The following is a 17,553-nucleotide window of genomic DNA, read 5'->3' on the forward strand; positions in this document are numbered from 1 at the left end:
AAACAGTATGAAAGAATATAAAGTTGAAACCCTGATTTTCTATTCAAAACTAACTTTTGACAGAAACCATTTAGCGAAGTCATCAAATAAAGCAATTCAAGATAAATTAAACGAATATGCTAAAAATGGCTGGCGTTTGGTATCTACAGATACTACCGAATTCGGCATGGCTATGTATATTTATCTGTATTTTGAAAAATAAATATCCTCGGGACAAGACCGTTAGGCATTGAATTATAAATTTAATTGAGATTTAGACGCAAGCTTCAGAGCATTTAAATCTCGTTTATCTAGTAAAATCATATTATTTAGATATCCCTGAAACAGTTAAATTCGTTTCAGGGATATTTTATTTCATAGCTACACCAACCTTTCCCCAACATATTTGCATCTTTTGCGTTTAAATTAGAAGACCCTAACCTTTTTGGTTAAAAACCACCACCAATGCCAAACAATCAAGATCAAATAAATAACCTTATGCATAAGTTAGAACTGCTTTTAAAAAAGCAGCAAGACTTTAATATTGAGGTAAATGAAATTCGCAGAGATATTCAAATTCTCAGAAATACTCAGGCGATAAAATTCAACGAAGAGACTGCCAATCAAACAACTAAACCTCAAGAAGTAAGTATTGAAAAAGAGGCTATAGTAATAGATAGAGCCGTAGAAATTGAAACTCCTGCTCCTACTCCTATAGAATTTACTGCTATTCAAGAAGAACCTAAAACGATTTCTGAAAAGAAAATAAAATTACCAAAAGGCAAATCTAATCTTGAGAAATTTATTGGTGAGAATCTTATCAATAAAATAGGGATACTTATTACCGTAATCGGGGTTGGAATTGGCGCAAAATACTCTATCGAAAATAATTTAATTAGTCCGTTAACCAGAATTATACTTGGGTATTTGGTAGGTATTGGCCTATTAGGATTCGGATTTAAGCTAAAAGCAAAATACGTAAGTTATAGCGCTGTTCTAGTAAGTGGTGCTTTAGCTATTCTTTATTTCTTAACCTACATCGCTTATGACCTTTACGGGTTATTTCCGCAGATGGTAGCATTTGGTATTATGCTTTTATTTACCGTTTTTGGGGTGGTAGCCGCACTCAGCTACAACAAGCAGATTATTGCTCATATTGGTCTAGTAGGGGCTTACGCCGTACCTTTTCTTTTAAGTAATGATTCTGGTAATGTTACTGCACTATTTAGTTATATCGCCTTAATTAATATTGGCCTCTTAGTTATTTCATTTAAAAAATATTGGAAGGCCCTCTACTACGTAGCCTTTGCATTCACCTGGCTTATTTATGGATCTTGGTATGCATTCTCTAGCTACGATGAAGATTTCTCTATAGGTTTTGGCTTTTTAGCGCTATTCTTCACATTGTTTTATTCTACGTTTTTAGCGTTTAAATTAATAAAATCTGAAAAATTTCAAGTTGCAGATATTATTTTGATCATGCTGAATTCGTTCATATTTTACGGCTTTGGTATTGCCTGGCTCTATGATTATGAAGGAGGACAGTTTTATTTAGGTTTATTCACCTTATTGAATGCACTTATACACTTTGTGATAACGGTAATTATATTCAAAAGAAAACTAGCTGATCGTAAGTTATTCTTCTTAACCTCTGGGTTTGTACTTACATTTATTACCATAGCTGTACCTGTTCAATTAGACGGTAATTGGGTAACGCTATTTTGGGCTTTCGAAGCCGCTCTACTATTTTGGATCGGTCGTACTAAAAAAGTTAAATTCTATGAATACCTTTCTTATATATTGGTTGCGCTAGCGTTCTTAAGTTTAACAATGGATTGGGCAGCAAGGTACTCTTATATGAATACCGCAGATGAATGGAGCTTATTATTAAACACCACATTTTTGACTTCGATTCTTTGTGTTGCTGTCTTCGGATTCATGACTTGGATTCAAACAAAATTCAACACTGACAAACCGTCAATAGTTCAACAGATAATGACATTTGGTATTCCTGCTTTACTTGTGGGTACACTCTACTTTGCCTTCTATCTTGAAATTGAACAGTATTGGAACAATGCCTTTCAGTTATCTAAAATAGAGATATCAAGTACTTCTAGTGATTACCCAGAATATAATTATAACCTTAAAGATTTTGAAGCTATTTGGTTAATTCTATACACCATGTTTTTTATAAGCGTTCTAAGTTTCATAAATATCATCAAAATTAAAAACAAGATATTAGGAATTGTAGCCCTAGGCTCTGCCCTTTTAATAACTTTATTGTTCCTTACAAACGGACTTTACACCTTAAGTGAGTTACGTGAAAATTACATTACCCAAGAGCTTACTGAATTTTATAATATAGGAGCATATAATATTTACATACGCTATATTTCATTTGCATTTCTTGCATTTCTACTATTCTCCATTTACAAATTAGCACAGCAAAAATATCTAAAGTTCAATTACAAAATTCCGTTTGAAATTCTAATGCATACCGCAATTATATGGGTAACAAGTAGTGAATTGCTAAATTGGATGGATATGTCTGGGTCTGAACAATCTTATAAATTAGGACTTAGTATTCTTTGGGGATTCTATGCTTTACTACTTATCGCTTTGGGTATTTGGAAAAAGAAAAAATACCTGCGTATCGGTGCTATTATACTATTCTCCATCACGTTAATTAAGTTATTCTTCTATGACATTTCATCGTTGAATACCATTTCTAAGACAATCGTTTTTGTATCATTGGGAGTCTTATTATTGATTATTTCATTTCTTTACAACAAATACAAACACATTATTACAGATGAAACTAAACCATAGTTTTCTAACCATAATTGCCTTTCTGAGCATTTCATTTTGTTTCGGACAAATGGATTCCTACTCTAAAAAAATTGAGTTAAAAGGAATTGATAGTCTTTGGCACACTATTGAATTACCAAATATAGTTTTTGAAGATATTAATACCAACATAAGCGATATTCGTGTATATGGGGTTACCGCTACCGATACTATTGAAGCGCCATACCTTCATAAAGTTTCTAAAGCTGAAAATTCGAATTCAGAGATATCTTTCAACCTTATAAATAGCGTCAATAATTCTAAAGGTTATTTCTACACCTATGAGCTACCCCAGAAAGAAACTATTAACGAGATTCTACTAAACATAGAAGATCCTAATTTTAATTGGGAAATTACACTTGAGGGTAGTCAACATCAGAAACAATGGTTTACTATTCTAGAAGACTATCGTATTTTATCTATTAATAATGACCAGACCAATTATTCGTTTACCACATTAAAGTTTTCAGATGCTAGCTTTAGATATTACAGAGTATTAATAAAGAGTAAAGAAAAACCAAGCTTAACATCTGTAAATATTTCAAAAAAAGCAAAAAAACCTGCCGAATATCGCGATTACGATGTGCAATCTTTTAACGTTTCTCAAGAGGATAAAAAGACAATTATAGATATCGATTTAAAAAACCGTGTACCTCTAAATTTACTAGAGCTGACCGTTGATGATAAAATAGATTACTATAGGTCAATTTCTATTCAATATTTAGTTGATAGTGTAAAAACTGAAAAAGGTTATTATCACAATTACAGTCCTTTAGCTACAAAAACTCTTTCTTCAATGGAAGATAATAGTTTTCAATTACCTAGTACGTTAGCACAAAAACTCCGCGTTATTATTTTAAATAATGACAATCAGCCTTTAAAAGTATCTAATGTAAAACTTAAAGGATATCTGCATACATTGACCACACGTTTTACAGAACCGGCTACCTATTTTCTAGTTTACGGCAAGCCGTATGACAATTTCCCCAATTACGACATATCAAAAACTACGGTTTCTTTACCAAAGAATATTACAAAACTAGATTTTGGTAGCGTAGTAGAAATACCTAAACCAGAAATTGAGACAATCAATCCTATTTTCGAAAACAAATGGTGGTTGTGGGTAATTATTGGTGTGGTAATCTTATTATTAGGGTATTTCACTATTGGGATGATGAAGAAGGAACTTTAGTTCAAAAATACTTCCTAACTAAAAGGCTTCATTTTAGGAAATGAAGCCCTTTTTTTCAAAAAACATTACACCCAAAGAAATAAAACCTTCATGAAATTTCATCGTAAGTAGTCTGATGAAAAATTATATTCTAATTCTTTTCCTATTACCAACGGTTCTTTTAAGTCAAAAAATAGACAATCTTGCATCCTTCAGAGATATGCGCAGTGAAAGCTATTTCCGATTTAATTATGACAATGATTTCTTCGCTGCATCAGATAAAAATTACACGCAAGGCTATAGTTTTGAATATGCGAATCAGAGCTTAGCCAAGAATCCGGCACACTCTCTATTCATTAAACCAAAGACCAGTTACTTCACTTACGGATTGGCATTAGAGCATATAGGATATACGCCTAGCGATTTTGTTAGTCCCGATATTCAAATTGATGATAGACCCTTTGCTGCTGCTATATATATTAAGAGTTTTGTAATTGCAATAGATACCATTTCTAAATCAAGATTATCTCAATCATTAAGTCTGGGGATTATTGGTCCCGGTGCATTTGGCAAAGAAATGCAAACAGCTATTCATAAACTTATCGAAAACAAAACTCCCGGTGGCTGGGACAATCAAATTCAGAACGATCTTGTACTGAACTATAAAATGGGCTACGAGAAGCAAGTCTTCAATTTTAAAGACATAGCTAATTTACAGATCATAGCGTCATTGCAACTGGGAACACTCTTTACAAATGCATCTGTCGGATTTAATGCTACTGTCGGACTAATAGATCATCCGTTTTCTAGAAATGGTACACATTCGAAGTTTAAATTTTATGCTTTTGCACAGCCCACAGTTAATGTAGTTGGTTTTGATGCCACCTTGCAAGGCGGCATTTTCACCAATGACAATCCTTATATCATTTCTTCGAAAAATATAGAAAGGTTAACCGCACAAATCGACTACGGACTCATACTCAAATACAGGAAACTGTATTTAGAATATGCCAGAACAACAATAACCAAAGAATTCACCTCTGGTAATACAGCCAATTGGGGCGGTTTTAAAGCAGGCTTTCTATTTAATTAGGATACAACAGGTTCACCATAAAGGTCAAAGTCAGCCGCTTCAGTGATCTTAATATTCACAAACTCACCTTGCTTCACATAATGCTTAGCTGCATCTATTAAAACCTCGTTATCAACATCTGGAGAATCAAATTCTGTTCTTCCAATAAAGTAGTTACCTTCCTTACGATCTATAATACAACGAAAAGTCTCCCCTACTTTCTTCTGGTTCAATTCCCAAGAAATTTGAGATTGAATTTCCATGATGATGTTAGCACGCTCTTGTTTCACCTCTTCTGGCACATCGTCTTCTAATGAAAACGCATGTGTATTTTCTTCATGACTGTATGTAAAGCAACCTAAGCGCTCAAAACGCATAGCAACTACCCAGTTTTTAAGAATCTCGAAATCTTCTTCAGTTTCACCAGGGTAACCAACAATCAAAGTGGTTCTAATCGTCATTTCTGGTACTGCAGCTCTAAACTCCTTAAGTAGTTTCGTGGTTTTAGCTTCTGTAGTACCACGACGCATACTTTTAAGAATACGGTCAGATATATGCTGTAACGGAATATCTAAATAGTTACAAACCTTTGGTTCTCTATTCATTACATCTAGCACATCCATCGGAAAACCAGCCGGAAATGCATAATGTAAACGTATCCACTCTATTCCTTCAACCTTTACCAAAGCTTCTAAAAGTTCGGCAAGATTTCTTTTCTTATAAAGATCTAATCCGTAATACGTTAAATCTTGAGCAATCAATATTAATTCTTTAACTCCTTTTGCAGCTAATTTTTCAGCTTCGGTCACCAAATCTTCAATCGGTGTACTTTTATGCTTACCTCGCATTAAAGGAATTGCGCAAAATGAACAAGGTCTATCACAACCTTCAGCAATTTTTAAATACGCATAGTTTTTAGGTGTAGTCGTTAAACGCTCACCTATTAACTCGTGTTTATAATCTGCTCCTAGTGCTTTCAATAAACCTGGCAACTCACTGGTACCAAAGTATTCGTCCACATTCGGAATCTCTTTCTGCAAATCTGGCTTGTATCGCTCACTTAAGCAACCAGTAACAAAAACTTTATCTACAGCACCAGCTTCTTTCTTTTGAACATATTCTAAAATGGTATTAACACTTTCTTCTTTTGCATTAGCAATAAAGCCACAAGTGTTAATTACTACTATGTTTCCTTCTTCTTCATGCACAACTTCTTTGTTGTTAGCCTTTAACTGGCCCATGAGTACTTCAGAATCATAAACATTCTTTGAACAACCTAGTGTTACTACGTTGATTTTGTTCTTCTTAAGGGTTTTTGTCCTCATAATTTAAATTGGGGTGCAAAAATACGATTTGGGTATTTAAAAACGTTAGATATGGACAAATTTACTTGTAATCTTTATTTGATTACAGTTTGTCAATACCCAAATCTTAAATTAACCATGAAATTCTCCCAATATTTCAGGCTACTTGCCCTATCAATTATTTTGGCTTCGTGCTCAAGTGATTCTGAACCTACTTCAGAAACTGGCAAAAGTGGCATACCACCAGAGGTAACACCAATACCGACCGAAACTTATTTTCCTCCAATTTCTAGAGCCAATGAGTGGGAAACCATATCTATGGAAACATTAGGTTGGAACGAAGACCAAGTAAGCAACTTATATTTCTTTTTAGAAAATAATAATACCGATGCTTTCATCATCCTGAAGGATGGTAGAATAGTAATCGAAAAATATTTTGGCGATTTTAAATCTGATGATAATCATGCCTGGAATTCTGCTGGAAAAAATTTAACTGCAATGCTTACTGGTATTGCGCAAGAAGAAGAATTTCTCAAAATTACAGATTCTACATCTACTTATTTAGGTGAAGGCTGGTCAAACATGCCTTTAGAACAAGAATTGAATATTACCATAAAAAATCAATTGACCATGACTACTGGTCTAGATTACACAGTTGATGATATTTTTTGCACCGATTTAGAATGCCTTTCATATTTAAATGACCCTAGTACTTTTTGGTATTATCATAATGCACCTTACACGTTATTAGATGATGTCATTGCTAACGCTACCGACACTGATTTTAACTCTTATTTTTCTGAAAAAATTAAAGAGCCTATTGGCATGCAAGGCTTATTTATTAAAGTAGGTTACAATAATATATTCTTTAGTTCTGCGAGAAGTATGGCACGTTTTGGAATTTTAAACTTGAACCAAGGTAATTGGGACGGGACCTCTATTCTTTCTGATCAGAGTTATTTTAATGCGATGACAAATAGTTCTCAAGATTTAAACCTTTCATACGGATATCTATATTGGTTAAATGGTAAAAGTAGTTTTAGACTACCAAGCACTGTAGAAGAGTTTACGGGCAGCTTAATACCCAATGCACCTGCAGATATGTATGCAGGCTTAGGTTTAAATGACCAGAAACTATATATGGTACCAAGCTTAGATTTGGTAGTTGTACGATTAGGTGGTGCTAGTAACGAAGAACTTTTAGGTCCTTCTAATTTTGATAATGAATTATGGGAGCTGATCAATGCCATCATCGAGTAGTTTTCTATCTATTTAAACATATCTTATAACCATAGCCTACACTTAGCAAATAAGTATCCTTACTTTTGCATAAAATTGCAAGATGGATTTTAAAAGCATTGCCGAAAAAAGATATACGACCAAAAAGTTTGATGCGTCTAAGAAAATTTCTGAATCGCAAATCGAAGATCTAAAGCAAATTTTAAAACTAAGTCCGTCTTCTATTAATAGTCAGCCATGGTTATTCTCGTTTGTTTCTAATAAAGAAACAAAAGACGCCTTGGCAGATGCCTCATTCTTCAATGCTCCAAAAATTAAAGATGCAAGTCACCTTATAGTTTTTAGTGTTCAAAATAATCTTGAAGAATTTGAACGTCATGTTGAGAATAATTTAGCCGAAGGTTCCGTTAATTTTTATAAGCAATTTGTAAAGGAGCAACCTAAAGAAAAGACAATTAACTGGCTTTCTCAACAAGTATATATTACCCTAGGATTCTTTTTAGCAGCTTGTGCAACTATGAAAATAGATTCTACACCTATGGAAGGTATAGAACCTGATAAGTATAAGGATATTCTAAAAATCAAAGATCACAAAGTCCTATTTTCCGTAGCAATTGGGTATCGTGACGCAGAGGATGGTAATCAGCCAGAAATAATAGGCAAATCTAGACTGTCTACCGATGAAGTAATTCAATCTATTGATTAACTAAGTAATTTATTAAACTTCTTTAGCCAATTCAAATATTGTAATTTCTGGTCTTACGTTAAAACGCACTTGACGCAAACAACCTAAGGCACTATTGATATAGAGCGTTCTACCATCTTTTAAATCTTTTATACCGGCATCGTAATTTTTATTTTTTACTGGTAATATTAATGCAGGCAGAAAAGGTGGTTTTACTTGTCCGCCATGGGTATGACCAGAGAGTATCCAACCTTTAAAATTATTCCAGACAGGCAGATCGCATACATCCGGATTGTGACATAGGGTAATATTTGCTTTATCAGGATTATATTTTGCCGTAGCTTTTTCAGGATAAAAATTACTACCCCAAAAATCATCCATCCCCAAAAAATTGAGTCCGTTAATTTCCACGGCATCATTTCGTAACATGGTCACCCCTACATCTTCTAAACTCTTCGTGATTTTTTGTGCGACATCATCTTCCACAAAATCAATTCCATAGTCATGATTACCCAATATACCAATGGTACCCAAAGCGCCTTTAACCACAAATTTTAACACCTCTTGTAATTGGCTTATTTGCTCATTGTTTTCATAGGTAACATAGTCGCCGGTATACACCACAAAATCAGGATTCAATTCTTGAGCTTCTTTAAATGAATCTATGATGTATTGATAATCAAAAGAATTGCCAATATGTACATCACTTATTTGCATTACCGTTTTACCAACAAGTGAATTTGGTAAGTTCTTCAAAGGCATTTTCACATATACAAACTGCATCCAAAAAGGTTCTATTTGCCAACTGTACAATCCTGTCACCAAACCTAACCCAGCTACCCACTTAAAAGTCTTTTTGACAAAGCTTCGTCTTTTCATCTTAAGTAATCAAATTTAGTTTTGGTAGTCTTTAGGCATCACTCGTCTATGAAAATTATCTTCATATGATTTCCCTATTCTCAATAAATATGCCTCTGAAAACTGTTTCCCTATAAAGGTTAAACTTATAGGCTCACCAGATGCTTTATACCCCATAGGTATTGTCAAAGCAGGATATTTAGCTACTGCAGCATAACCAGCGTGGTAATTATTAATAGATAAAACAGCATCTAGTTTGTACTTATCCATCGCTGTATCGAAGAAAATGCGTCCATTTTTTTCAAGATTAGCTTTTATTTCTTCTAACTCAGTAGTTGTGGTAGTATCTGATAATATGCCTTCAAACAATGCTTGCCCGTAAGGAATTCTAACCAACGAATCCGCATTATTAAATATCACCGCATCAGCAATCGAAGTAATTTTAACTAATTCAGGATTGGTTTTTTCTTTTATATACGCCTTTAAATCATTCCGCATATCAATATTGAGGATACTCAAAAAACCATTCATAGCAAACTCTGGTGGTGTAAACTCAATTATTGTTGCGCCAGCTTCTTTTAAATCTTCAATGGTCTGTTGGTAAATACTATCGGTCTCCATCAGCTCTTTAATAGCACCCAATCTCATTTCTGAAAAAGGTATTGGATGTAAGCCTGCAGATAAAACTCCCAGAAAATTATCTTCTACAGATGCAGGATCTGACTCATCATAACCAAACATTGCAGATAGCAAAATAGCATTGTCCTTTACATTTTTAGTCATGGGTCCTGGGGTATCCAAGGTACTTGAAATAGGTACAATGCCAGACCTACTTAATAAACCTATCGTCGGTTTTAAACCTACCACAGAGTTCTGACTACTAGGTGATAAAATAGAACCAGAAGTTTCTGTACCTACCGCAGCAACAGCATAATTCGCAGCAACTGCCGTACCACTACCAGAACTTGAACCGCCTGTTTCAAAGACTCTTCTCCCATACGGGTTAAGAGTTTGACCACCATAAGCACTATACCCTACCGGGCAACCTGAACATAAAAAATATGCCCATTCACTTAAGTTGACCTTACCTAAAATTAAAGCTCCATTCTTTTTCAATTGCTGAACTATAAACGAATCCTCAACTTCATTATCCATAAGCGCAATTGAACCTGCAGTAGTTTTCATGCCCAAGGTATTAATGTTGTCTTTTAACAAAATAGGCATACCATAAATTGGATGTTGCATTTGAGCTGCTATTCCCTTTTCATTTTGCCTATCTAATTCTCGAGCTTGCTCAACCACGTCTTTATTTAGAGCTATTATGGTATTTAAAGTTGTCTCATTATTCAACTCATACTTATAAATGCGATATAAATAAAACAATACCAAATTTTCATACGCTAGCCTACCTTCTTTGATATGATTTCGAATAACAAAAATATCTTGCTCCAAAATCATAGGAAGCATCTCTTTATATGCTGCCTCTGTTAGCTTAGAAACTTCTTCATACAAAGGGGTAAATACATCATTTTTATCTAGCACCTTAGATTGAATTAGCTTGTACTGCATGCGACCATTTTCGTGATCTACATTCCCAGCTACTTCTATAGAATCATTATAGGGCTTCCAAAGAATTACTTCCTCTTTCTTAGCCTCTTGTTCGTTTTTACAGGCACTCAACAAAATTATGACTAATAATAAAAAATGCTTTTTCATACTTTTATTTATTTGTTGATTGAAGAGTTTTCCATCTGCGGATATCATTTTGGTTTAAACGAACAAATTCATCTTTACCTTCCTTTTCAGCTAGAACAATAGAAATGCTAGATGCTTTTATTGCTGCTTCATATTTTTTTAAATCTGCCAAAATCAAAGAACGTACTCTATGAAAGTAATAGGTATCTCCGCCCATACTAATAGCCTTATCGACATAACCGAGGGATTTTATAGTTTCTAATCCCTGTTCTTGATAATACCTTGCAATTTCATAATAGGTTTGTGCCGTGGGGGTATTTAATAATTCAGCATAAATCTGCTCTTGAAAAATAGATTTTGTATCAAATTGAATGGGGATTGAAACTTCTGTACTTCCCCAATTCCACTTCATCAAAGCTCCGTTGTGATTAATATCATCAAATGAAATCAGAAAAGTCTCTTGAAAATCTTGTTTTTGAATCGGTATAACAGGAATACGTAATGCATCTTCTTCTGCATTATACTTAAGTCGACCATCACCCCAATGCGAAATATTCTTATGAAAAACTATTTGCCACTCGTTTTCTTCAGGAAAAGCGTACAAGGCATAAGTACCTTTAACAAGCTTTTGACCTTCAATAAAAACATCTGTGCTGAAAGTGATTTTGGTAGATTCATTAGCACCTACACGCCAAATACGACCAAAAGGTACCAAACTAGATTCCCCATTTGATTTATTACCAAACAAAACTCGACCCTTAGCAGATGGTCTTGAGTATGCTATGGTAATTTTTGAGAATCCGACTTCTTGCTCAATCTTAGAAAACGGACTAGCTTTTGGGTGATTCATTTGCCCCCAACTCAGATTACATAATAAAAGAGGAAGTATGAACCAGGTGTATCTCAATTTTAAATTTTAAAGAATGAATCTACGAACTCATGCTTATTAAATGCTTGTAAATCTTCAATACCTTCACCTATACCAATATACTTTACCGGTATTTTAAATTGATCAGATATACCTATAACTACGCCACCTTTTGCAGTACCATCTAATTTGGTGATTGCCAAAGCTGTAACTTCTGTAGCTTTCGTAAATTGTTTTGCTTGCTCAAATGCATTTTGCCCAGTAGAACCATCTAACACCAACAATACTTCATGCGGAGTATCGGCAACCACTTTTTGCATTACGCGTTTTACCTTGGTCAGCTCATTCATTAAGTTCACCTTGTTATGTAATCTACCAGCTGTGTCAATAATTACCACATCGGCATCTTGGGTAACGGCAGAACTCAAAGTATCAAAGGCAACAGAAGCAGGATCACTACCCATTTGCTGCTTTACTATAGGTACATCTACACGATCAGCCCATACCTGTAATTGATCTATCGCCGCAGCCCTAAAAGTATCGGCTGCACCAAGAACTACTTTTAAACCTTGATTTTTAAAACGATAAGCCAACTTACCAATAGTTGTAGTCTTACCAACACCATTTACGCCAACAACCATAATTACATATGGCTTTTTATCTTTTGGTATTTGAATATCGCCAGTGTCGCTATCGTTGGTCTCTGAAAGTAGACCAGCAATTTCAGCTCTTAAAATAGAATTAAGCTCATCTGTACCTACATACTTATCGCGAGCAACTCTTGCTTCTATTCTTTGTATAATCTTTAAGGTAGTATCTACACCAACATCTGAAGAAACCAATACTTCTTCAAGATTATCTAAAACGTCATCATCTACTTTAGACTTACCAGCAACCGCTTTAGCTAACTTCGAAAAGAAGCTGGTTTTAGTTTTTTCCAAACCTTTATCTAAGGTTTCTTTTTTCTGAGAAGAAAATATTTTTTTAAATAAGCTCATTGTTTATCCTATGGTTAGTCAAATATAAAAAATTAAAAAGCCCCTTTCGTATGAAAGGGGCTCAATAACTACTAAAAGTTATATTTCTTATTTCTTGGCAATCCAAGCATCAACCATTTCTGGTGCCATTACTTGCTCTACAAAAACGTAAGCACCTGATTTTGGTGACTTAACCATTTTTATAGCTTTTGTCAATCTTTTAGAACTTGTCTGTAAACTTGCTACGGTCTTCTTAGCCATGTCTTATGTTTTTAGTGATTCTCTTTTAAAAAAAAGAATCTATTTAATTTCTTTATGAAGGGTCATTCTCTTAAGAATAGGATTGAATTTTTTAATTTCCAATCTCTCAGGAGTGTTCTTCTTATTTTTTGTTGTGATATATCTTGAAGTACCTGGTTGACCAGATTCTTTATGCTCTGTGCATTCTAATATAACTTGTATTCTATTACCTTTCTTTGCCATCTTAATGCTCTATTTTCCAGATTACTTAATAACGAATCCTTTTGCTTTTGCTTCTTTCAAAACAGCAGATATTCCTTTTTTATTGATACTCTTTAAAGCTCTTGTAGAAACTTTAATAGTAATCCAACGGTCTTCTTCAGGAATGTAGAAACGCTTTTTAGATAGATTTACATCAAATCTTCTTCTCGTTTTATTAATTGAAAACGAAACATTGTTTCCAAACATCGCCTTCTTCCCCGTAATTTCACATACTTTTGACATCGTGCTGACTTTTTCTTTTAAACAGGGTGCAAATTTATATCTTTTTTATCGTTCCAACAACAATAAAGATCACATTTTTAAAATTTCTTTTTGAAGAAGCTCAAAAGCCTTATTTACAGACTTTTCCACAACCCTCTCGCGAGTGCTTCCCATTTTAAATTCTTGTACAAATTTCGACTTCGGTCCATCGATCGCTATAAACACCGTTCCAACCTCCGCATTTGAATCTCCTTTTGTTGGTCCTGCATTACCTGTAGTGGCTATTGCAAAATCGGTTTTCATCAATTCTTTTGCTCCTTTTGCCATTGAAGTTGCAACTTCTGCGCTAACCACAGAATGTTTATCTACTAATTCTTTAGGCACCTTTAGTACATTTATTTTAGCCTCTGTAGCATAACTGACCACAGCACCTTTAAAATAATTAGACGCTCCTGGGATTGAAGTAATTTTCTCTGCAATTTTACCTCCCGTAAAACTTTCTGCCGTAGACAAAGTTAATTTTTTACCTGTCAACAATTTAGCTACAGTCTCTTCTAAGCTTTCATCATCTTCGAGCCCAAATACAACATCGTTGATTAACGGATATAATTTATCGCATTCCGCATCCATTGCAGCTGCCAATTCATCATAATCAGCCGCTTTACCAGACAATCGCAACCTCACCTTACCCAAATTAGGTAAATAGGCCAATTTAATGTTAGAAGGCAGATTATCTTCCCACGCTTCAATACGCTTGGCAAGTGCACTTTCTCCTACACCGTAGGTAACTATTGTTCTATGGATTATATGAGGTCTTTTATAATAAGCTGCCAATGCAGGAATCACAGATTCTGTCATTAGATGCTTCATTTCAAAAGGTACACCAGGCATTGAGATGAATGTTACTTCATTCTCCCTGATTAACATACCAGGGGCAGTACCATTGGCATTATGCAAAACTTCTGCCCTACTCGGTACCAAAGCTTGCATTCTATTAATATCTGATATTGGAGTATTGCTAATATATTTTGCAAATAACTCTTCTACATGCGCCAATACTTCGGCATTCTCAACAAGCTCATCATTAAAGAACTCACATAGGGTATGTTTGGTAATATCATCTTTTGTAGGACCTAGACCGCCTGTAATAATAACCACATCTACTCGTTCTGAAGCATCTTTAAAAGCCTTCAGTAAATGTGTACGTTCATCTTGTATAGAGGTAATCTGATAAACTGAAATACCTATTTTGTTCAGTTCTTTACCAATAAATGCGGAATTCGTATCAATGATTTGACCGATGAGAATTTCATCGCCAATTGTAATAATTTCAGCAAGCATTATAACTGGAAATCATTTTTTAATTCTGCCACAACCTGATTAATATCGGTCTTCAGCATTGGAAATCTCTTCTCTATCTCTGCCATATTAGCTTCTTGCTTACCTAAGGTTTCTAACTCTAAAGCTATAGCACGTGTTTGCTCCATTCCAAGCAAATCTACGTTTGGCTTTATTTTATGCGCAAGTTTGTACACTTGATCATGGTTTTTCTCTTGAAGCGCTATTTCTAAAGCTTCTAAATCTTCAGGTACTTCTTCCAAAAAAACAGCAATAACAGAATTTATAAAATCCTGATCCCCCTCTGCCATCTCGTTAATCTTATCCAGGTTATAAATCATCACTTAATTTTTAAGGTAAAAAGCTCTTTGTCTTCCAAACTACCCGTAAGATAGTCATTTGGACTTATTTTCCCAACACCGGCAGGTGTTCCAGTAAAAATAATGTCTCCTTTTTTCAACATAAAGAACGTTGAAACATAAGCAATTATTTCATCTATCTTCCAAAGCATAAAACCGGTATTGCCTTCTTGCACAATCTTGTCATTCTTTAACAACCTAAAATTAAGATCATTAATGTCTTTAAAATCAGTTTTTGGAAGCCACTCTCCTATCACGGCAGCACCATCAAATCCTTTGGCCTTTTCCCACGGAAGCCCCTTTTCTTTTAATTTAGATTGCAAATCTCTTGCTGTAAAATCTATACCCAATCCTATCTCATCATAATAAGTAGGCGCGAATTCTTCACTAATATGTTTACCTACTTTCTTGATTTTCACCAAAACCTCCACTTCATAATGCACGTCATTTGAAAATTCTGGAATATAAAAATCTTGTTGTTTTGGTAATACTGATGAATCTGGTTTTATAAAAACTACCGGCTCTTCTGGTCTTTCGTTCTTAAGCTCATCAATATGTGCAGTATAATTTCTGCCGATACATATAATCTTCATATTACCTTATTTTTTCTTAGACAATTTAAGACTGATCGCTGGTATCAGATTTTCATTATTACCTGGCGCTTTTATTGCAAAATCTGTCCATTCGCCCATACCATAAACCATAGTCTTAAAATTTTGATTCTTTTGATAAACAGCAGCAAATGTAGGCGCAAAACGATCTTCTACTACTTTCTTATTTGTAATAGGATGCTTATACGTATTCGTATACCAGTTATAAGGAAGAAAAATCCATTCTAATCCAATATACACACCTTCATCTGGCATTCTTATACCCATACTTGAAAGATCTATAGATACGTAATCTTCGTTTTTAGAACTCTCTAAAACGATACTCTTACGCATTAAATCATGATTAGGTTTTTTGGTTTTCTTATCAACATCATATATTCGAAGTCTAAATTTTGACGAAGCTCTTTTGAACTTGCTATTCTGCTGAACATGAATAGTAATTTTCTGTAAATACTTTTTAGCAGCGCCTATATTTGGAAAATATAATGCCAATACCCAAGGGGTCTCCGCAGAAGAAAATCCGCTTTTAATACTATATGAACTCACAGGATTTAATACCTGTGAATCTCCCAAGCTTTGAGAAACCACAACCTCTTCAAGCTCAAAGGTTTCTTCTTTCATGTAAATTTTCTTCTTTTCTGAAATTACCCTTGCAGACATTATGGTGTCTTTGAAACCTAAGGCTGAAATATGTACTTCTCGTTCCAAATACGACTCAGGTACATCTATATAAAAATATCCTTCTTCGTCACTAGAGGTTCCTTTAAGAGTTTTTAGAAAACTAATATTGGCATATGGCACAGCAGTTTTTGTTTTGTCATCATATACATGACCTTCAACCAAAACTTCTTGAGCATGACCAACACCCATTATCAATAGAAATAGTACTAAACAAATTCTCATTTTAACCTAATTTATTATTGAGTTTGCTCAGTTTAATTTGAGTAAGAATCTTTTTTGTGTACAATGGAAAATCAGCATTTAACATCCAACCAAAATACCCCGGTTCTTTTTCTAAAACGGCATGTACTTTTTTGCCTTTATGCTTACCAAAAGAAAAAACTTCTTCTCCTTCTTCATCCATAGCTATAAAGCCAGCGAAATCTACAGATTGCTTTCTTCTTGAGAATTCAGATAGTTTTTTGATATTATTTTCAAGATCAGGATACCTATCTAATTGAGAAAGCAGCACCTCATACGTAGCATTGGTATCTGCCGCAGCACTATGGGCATCTAAAAGGTCTTTATCGCAATAGAATTTATAAGCTGCATCTAACGTACGTTTTTCCATCTTATGAAAAATAGTCTGCACATCTACAGACACCGTATTTTTCATATCAAAATCTATATCTGCGCGCAATAATTCTTCTGCTAATAAAGGAATATCAAATCGGTCAGAATTGAATCCGCCTAAATCGCTATCCTTTATAATCTTATAAATTTCTTTTGAGAGTTCTTTGAAAGTTGGTTCGTTAGCAACCTTTTCATTAGTAATACCATGAACGGCAATTACCTCTTCTGGTATTTCCATTTCAGGATTAACCAACCATGTTTTACTCTCTTTATTACCGTTAGGGTAAACTTTTAATATCGCGATTTCTACAATACGATCTTTTGCCACATTGATCCCAGTTGTCTCTAAATCAAAGAAGCAAATAGGTCTGGTAAGCTTTAATTCCATAAGTGTTCAACTTTTAACAAAGATACCCTTTCGTTTTTTAGACACATAAAATTACCCTTGATAATTTTTCACTGTGAAATATAAAAACTTAAATAACTTTAAAAACCTTAACGCAACTAGCTTACCAATTCATCATTAACACATCT

General features: G+C 34.3%; 19 protein-coding genes. 6 read left to right on the forward strand and 13 right to left on the reverse strand.

Annotated features, from left to right (window positions below; translation table 11 throughout):
• The first annotated feature begins 7 nt into the window (after positions 1–7).
• From BUC31_RS15505 to BUC31_RS15520, 4 genes are all read left to right on the forward strand, one after another.
• Entirely contained in the window at positions 8–202 is a 195-nt protein-coding gene (locus BUC31_RS15505) for a DUF4177 domain-containing protein (RefSeq protein WP_073245780.1), read from the forward strand.
• Positions 203–444: 242 nt separating this feature from the next.
• On the forward strand, positions 445–2,808 hold the full coding sequence (locus BUC31_RS15510) for a DUF2339 domain-containing protein (protein ID WP_073245782.1): 2,364 nt from the start codon (positions 445–447) through the stop codon (positions 2,806–2,808).
• Complete coding sequence (locus BUC31_RS15515; protein WP_073245784.1) at positions 2,792–4,018, forward strand: DUF3999 family protein; 1,227 nt, start codon at positions 2,792–2,794, stop codon at positions 4,016–4,018. The genes BUC31_RS15510 and BUC31_RS15515 overlap by 17 nt, the downstream gene beginning before the upstream one ends.
• Positions 4,019–4,133: 115 nt before the next feature.
• The gene (locus BUC31_RS15520; protein WP_073245786.1) at positions 4,134–5,090 is read left to right on the forward strand and encodes a lipid A deacylase LpxR family protein; all 957 of its coding nucleotides are present in this window, start codon (positions 4,134–4,136) and stop codon (positions 5,088–5,090) included.
• Here the strand turns inward: BUC31_RS15520 and rimO are convergent.
• On the reverse strand, positions 5,087–6,394 hold the full coding sequence (rimO, locus tag BUC31_RS15525; protein WP_073245788.1) for a 30S ribosomal protein S12 methylthiotransferase RimO: 1,308 nt from the start codon (positions 6,392–6,394) through the stop codon (positions 5,087–5,089). The genes BUC31_RS15520 and rimO overlap by 4 nt on opposite strands.
• A gap of 51 nt (positions 6,395–6,445) precedes the next feature.
• Between rimO and BUC31_RS15530 the strand changes: the two genes are divergently transcribed.
• Positions 6,446–7,633 (forward strand): serine hydrolase domain-containing protein, encoded by a 1,188-nt coding sequence (locus tag BUC31_RS15530; RefSeq protein ID WP_244534059.1) that lies wholly within the window; start codon positions 6,446–6,448, stop codon positions 7,631–7,633.
• Positions 7,634–7,715: 82 nt separating this feature from the next.
• Complete coding sequence (locus tag BUC31_RS15535) at positions 7,716–8,318, forward strand: NAD(P)H-dependent oxidoreductase (protein WP_073245803.1); 603 nt, start codon at positions 7,716–7,718, stop codon at positions 8,316–8,318.
• A 12-nt stretch (positions 8,319–8,330) separates the two neighbouring features.
• Here the strand turns inward: BUC31_RS15535 and BUC31_RS15540 are convergent, their stop codons facing one another.
• The 12 genes from BUC31_RS15540 to BUC31_RS15595 form a co-directional block, all read right to left on the reverse strand.
• A complete protein-coding gene (locus tag BUC31_RS15540; RefSeq protein WP_073245805.1) occupies positions 8,331–9,176 on the reverse strand; it encodes a metallophosphoesterase in 846 nt (281 codons plus the stop codon).
• Between the two features lie 15 nt (positions 9,177–9,191).
• Positions 9,192–10,871, reverse strand: coding sequence for an amidase family protein (locus BUC31_RS15545; RefSeq protein ID WP_073246013.1), 1,680 nt, complete (start codon positions 10,869–10,871; stop codon positions 9,192–9,194).
• Between the two features lie 4 nt (positions 10,872–10,875).
• A complete protein-coding gene (locus tag BUC31_RS15550; protein ID WP_084135056.1) occupies positions 10,876–11,700 on the reverse strand; it encodes a DUF2911 domain-containing protein in 825 nt (274 codons plus the stop codon).
• A 59-nt stretch (positions 11,701–11,759) separates the two neighbouring features.
• Positions 11,760–12,716, reverse strand: coding sequence for a signal recognition particle-docking protein FtsY (gene ftsY, locus BUC31_RS15555; protein WP_073245808.1), 957 nt, complete (start codon positions 12,714–12,716; stop codon positions 11,760–11,762).
• Positions 12,717–12,803: 87 nt separating this feature from the next.
• Positions 12,804–12,956 carry a DUF4295 domain-containing protein gene (locus BUC31_RS15560; RefSeq protein ID WP_073245811.1) on the reverse strand — a complete coding sequence of 51 codons (153 nt, stop codon included), beginning with the start codon at positions 12,954–12,956 and terminating at the stop codon, positions 12,804–12,806.
• A 39-nt stretch (positions 12,957–12,995) separates the two neighbouring features.
• Positions 12,996–13,178 (reverse strand): 50S ribosomal protein L33, encoded by a 183-nt coding sequence (gene rpmG / locus BUC31_RS15565; RefSeq protein WP_027067805.1) that lies wholly within the window; start codon positions 13,176–13,178, stop codon positions 12,996–12,998.
• Positions 13,179–13,199: 21 nt separating this feature from the next.
• Complete coding sequence (gene rpmB, locus BUC31_RS15570) at positions 13,200–13,439, reverse strand: 50S ribosomal protein L28 (protein WP_027067806.1); 240 nt, start codon at positions 13,437–13,439, stop codon at positions 13,200–13,202.
• Positions 13,440–13,508: 69 nt separating this feature from the next.
• A complete protein-coding gene (locus BUC31_RS15575; RefSeq protein ID WP_073245813.1) occupies positions 13,509–14,759 on the reverse strand; it encodes a competence/damage-inducible protein A in 1,251 nt (416 codons plus the stop codon).
• Positions 14,759–15,097 carry an Hpt domain-containing protein gene (locus BUC31_RS15580; RefSeq protein WP_073245816.1) on the reverse strand — a complete coding sequence of 113 codons (339 nt, stop codon included), beginning with the start codon at positions 15,095–15,097 and terminating at the stop codon, positions 14,759–14,761. Before BUC31_RS15580 ends, BUC31_RS15575 begins: the two co-directional genes overlap by 1 nt.
• Positions 15,097–15,708: a fumarylacetoacetate hydrolase family protein gene (locus BUC31_RS15585; protein ID WP_073245820.1), complete on the reverse strand. Its 612-nt coding sequence runs from the start codon at positions 15,706–15,708 to the stop codon at positions 15,097–15,099. The genes BUC31_RS15580 and BUC31_RS15585 overlap by 1 nt, the downstream gene beginning before the upstream one ends.
• A gap of 6 nt (positions 15,709–15,714) precedes the next feature.
• On the reverse strand, positions 15,715–16,629 hold the full coding sequence (locus tag BUC31_RS15590; RefSeq protein WP_073245822.1) for a carboxypeptidase-like regulatory domain-containing protein: 915 nt from the start codon (positions 16,627–16,629) through the stop codon (positions 15,715–15,717).
• A gap of 1 nt (position 16,630) precedes the next feature.
• Positions 16,631–17,407 carry a 3'-5' exonuclease gene (locus BUC31_RS15595; protein ID WP_073245825.1) on the reverse strand — a complete coding sequence of 259 codons (777 nt, stop codon included), beginning with the start codon at positions 17,405–17,407 and terminating at the stop codon, positions 16,631–16,633.
• Positions 17,408–17,553: the final 146 nt, after the last annotated feature.

It is taken from the genome of Maribacter aquivivus (assembly GCF_900142175.1).
GTDB lineage: Bacteria > Bacteroidota > Bacteroidia > Flavobacteriales > Flavobacteriaceae > Maribacter > Maribacter aquivivus.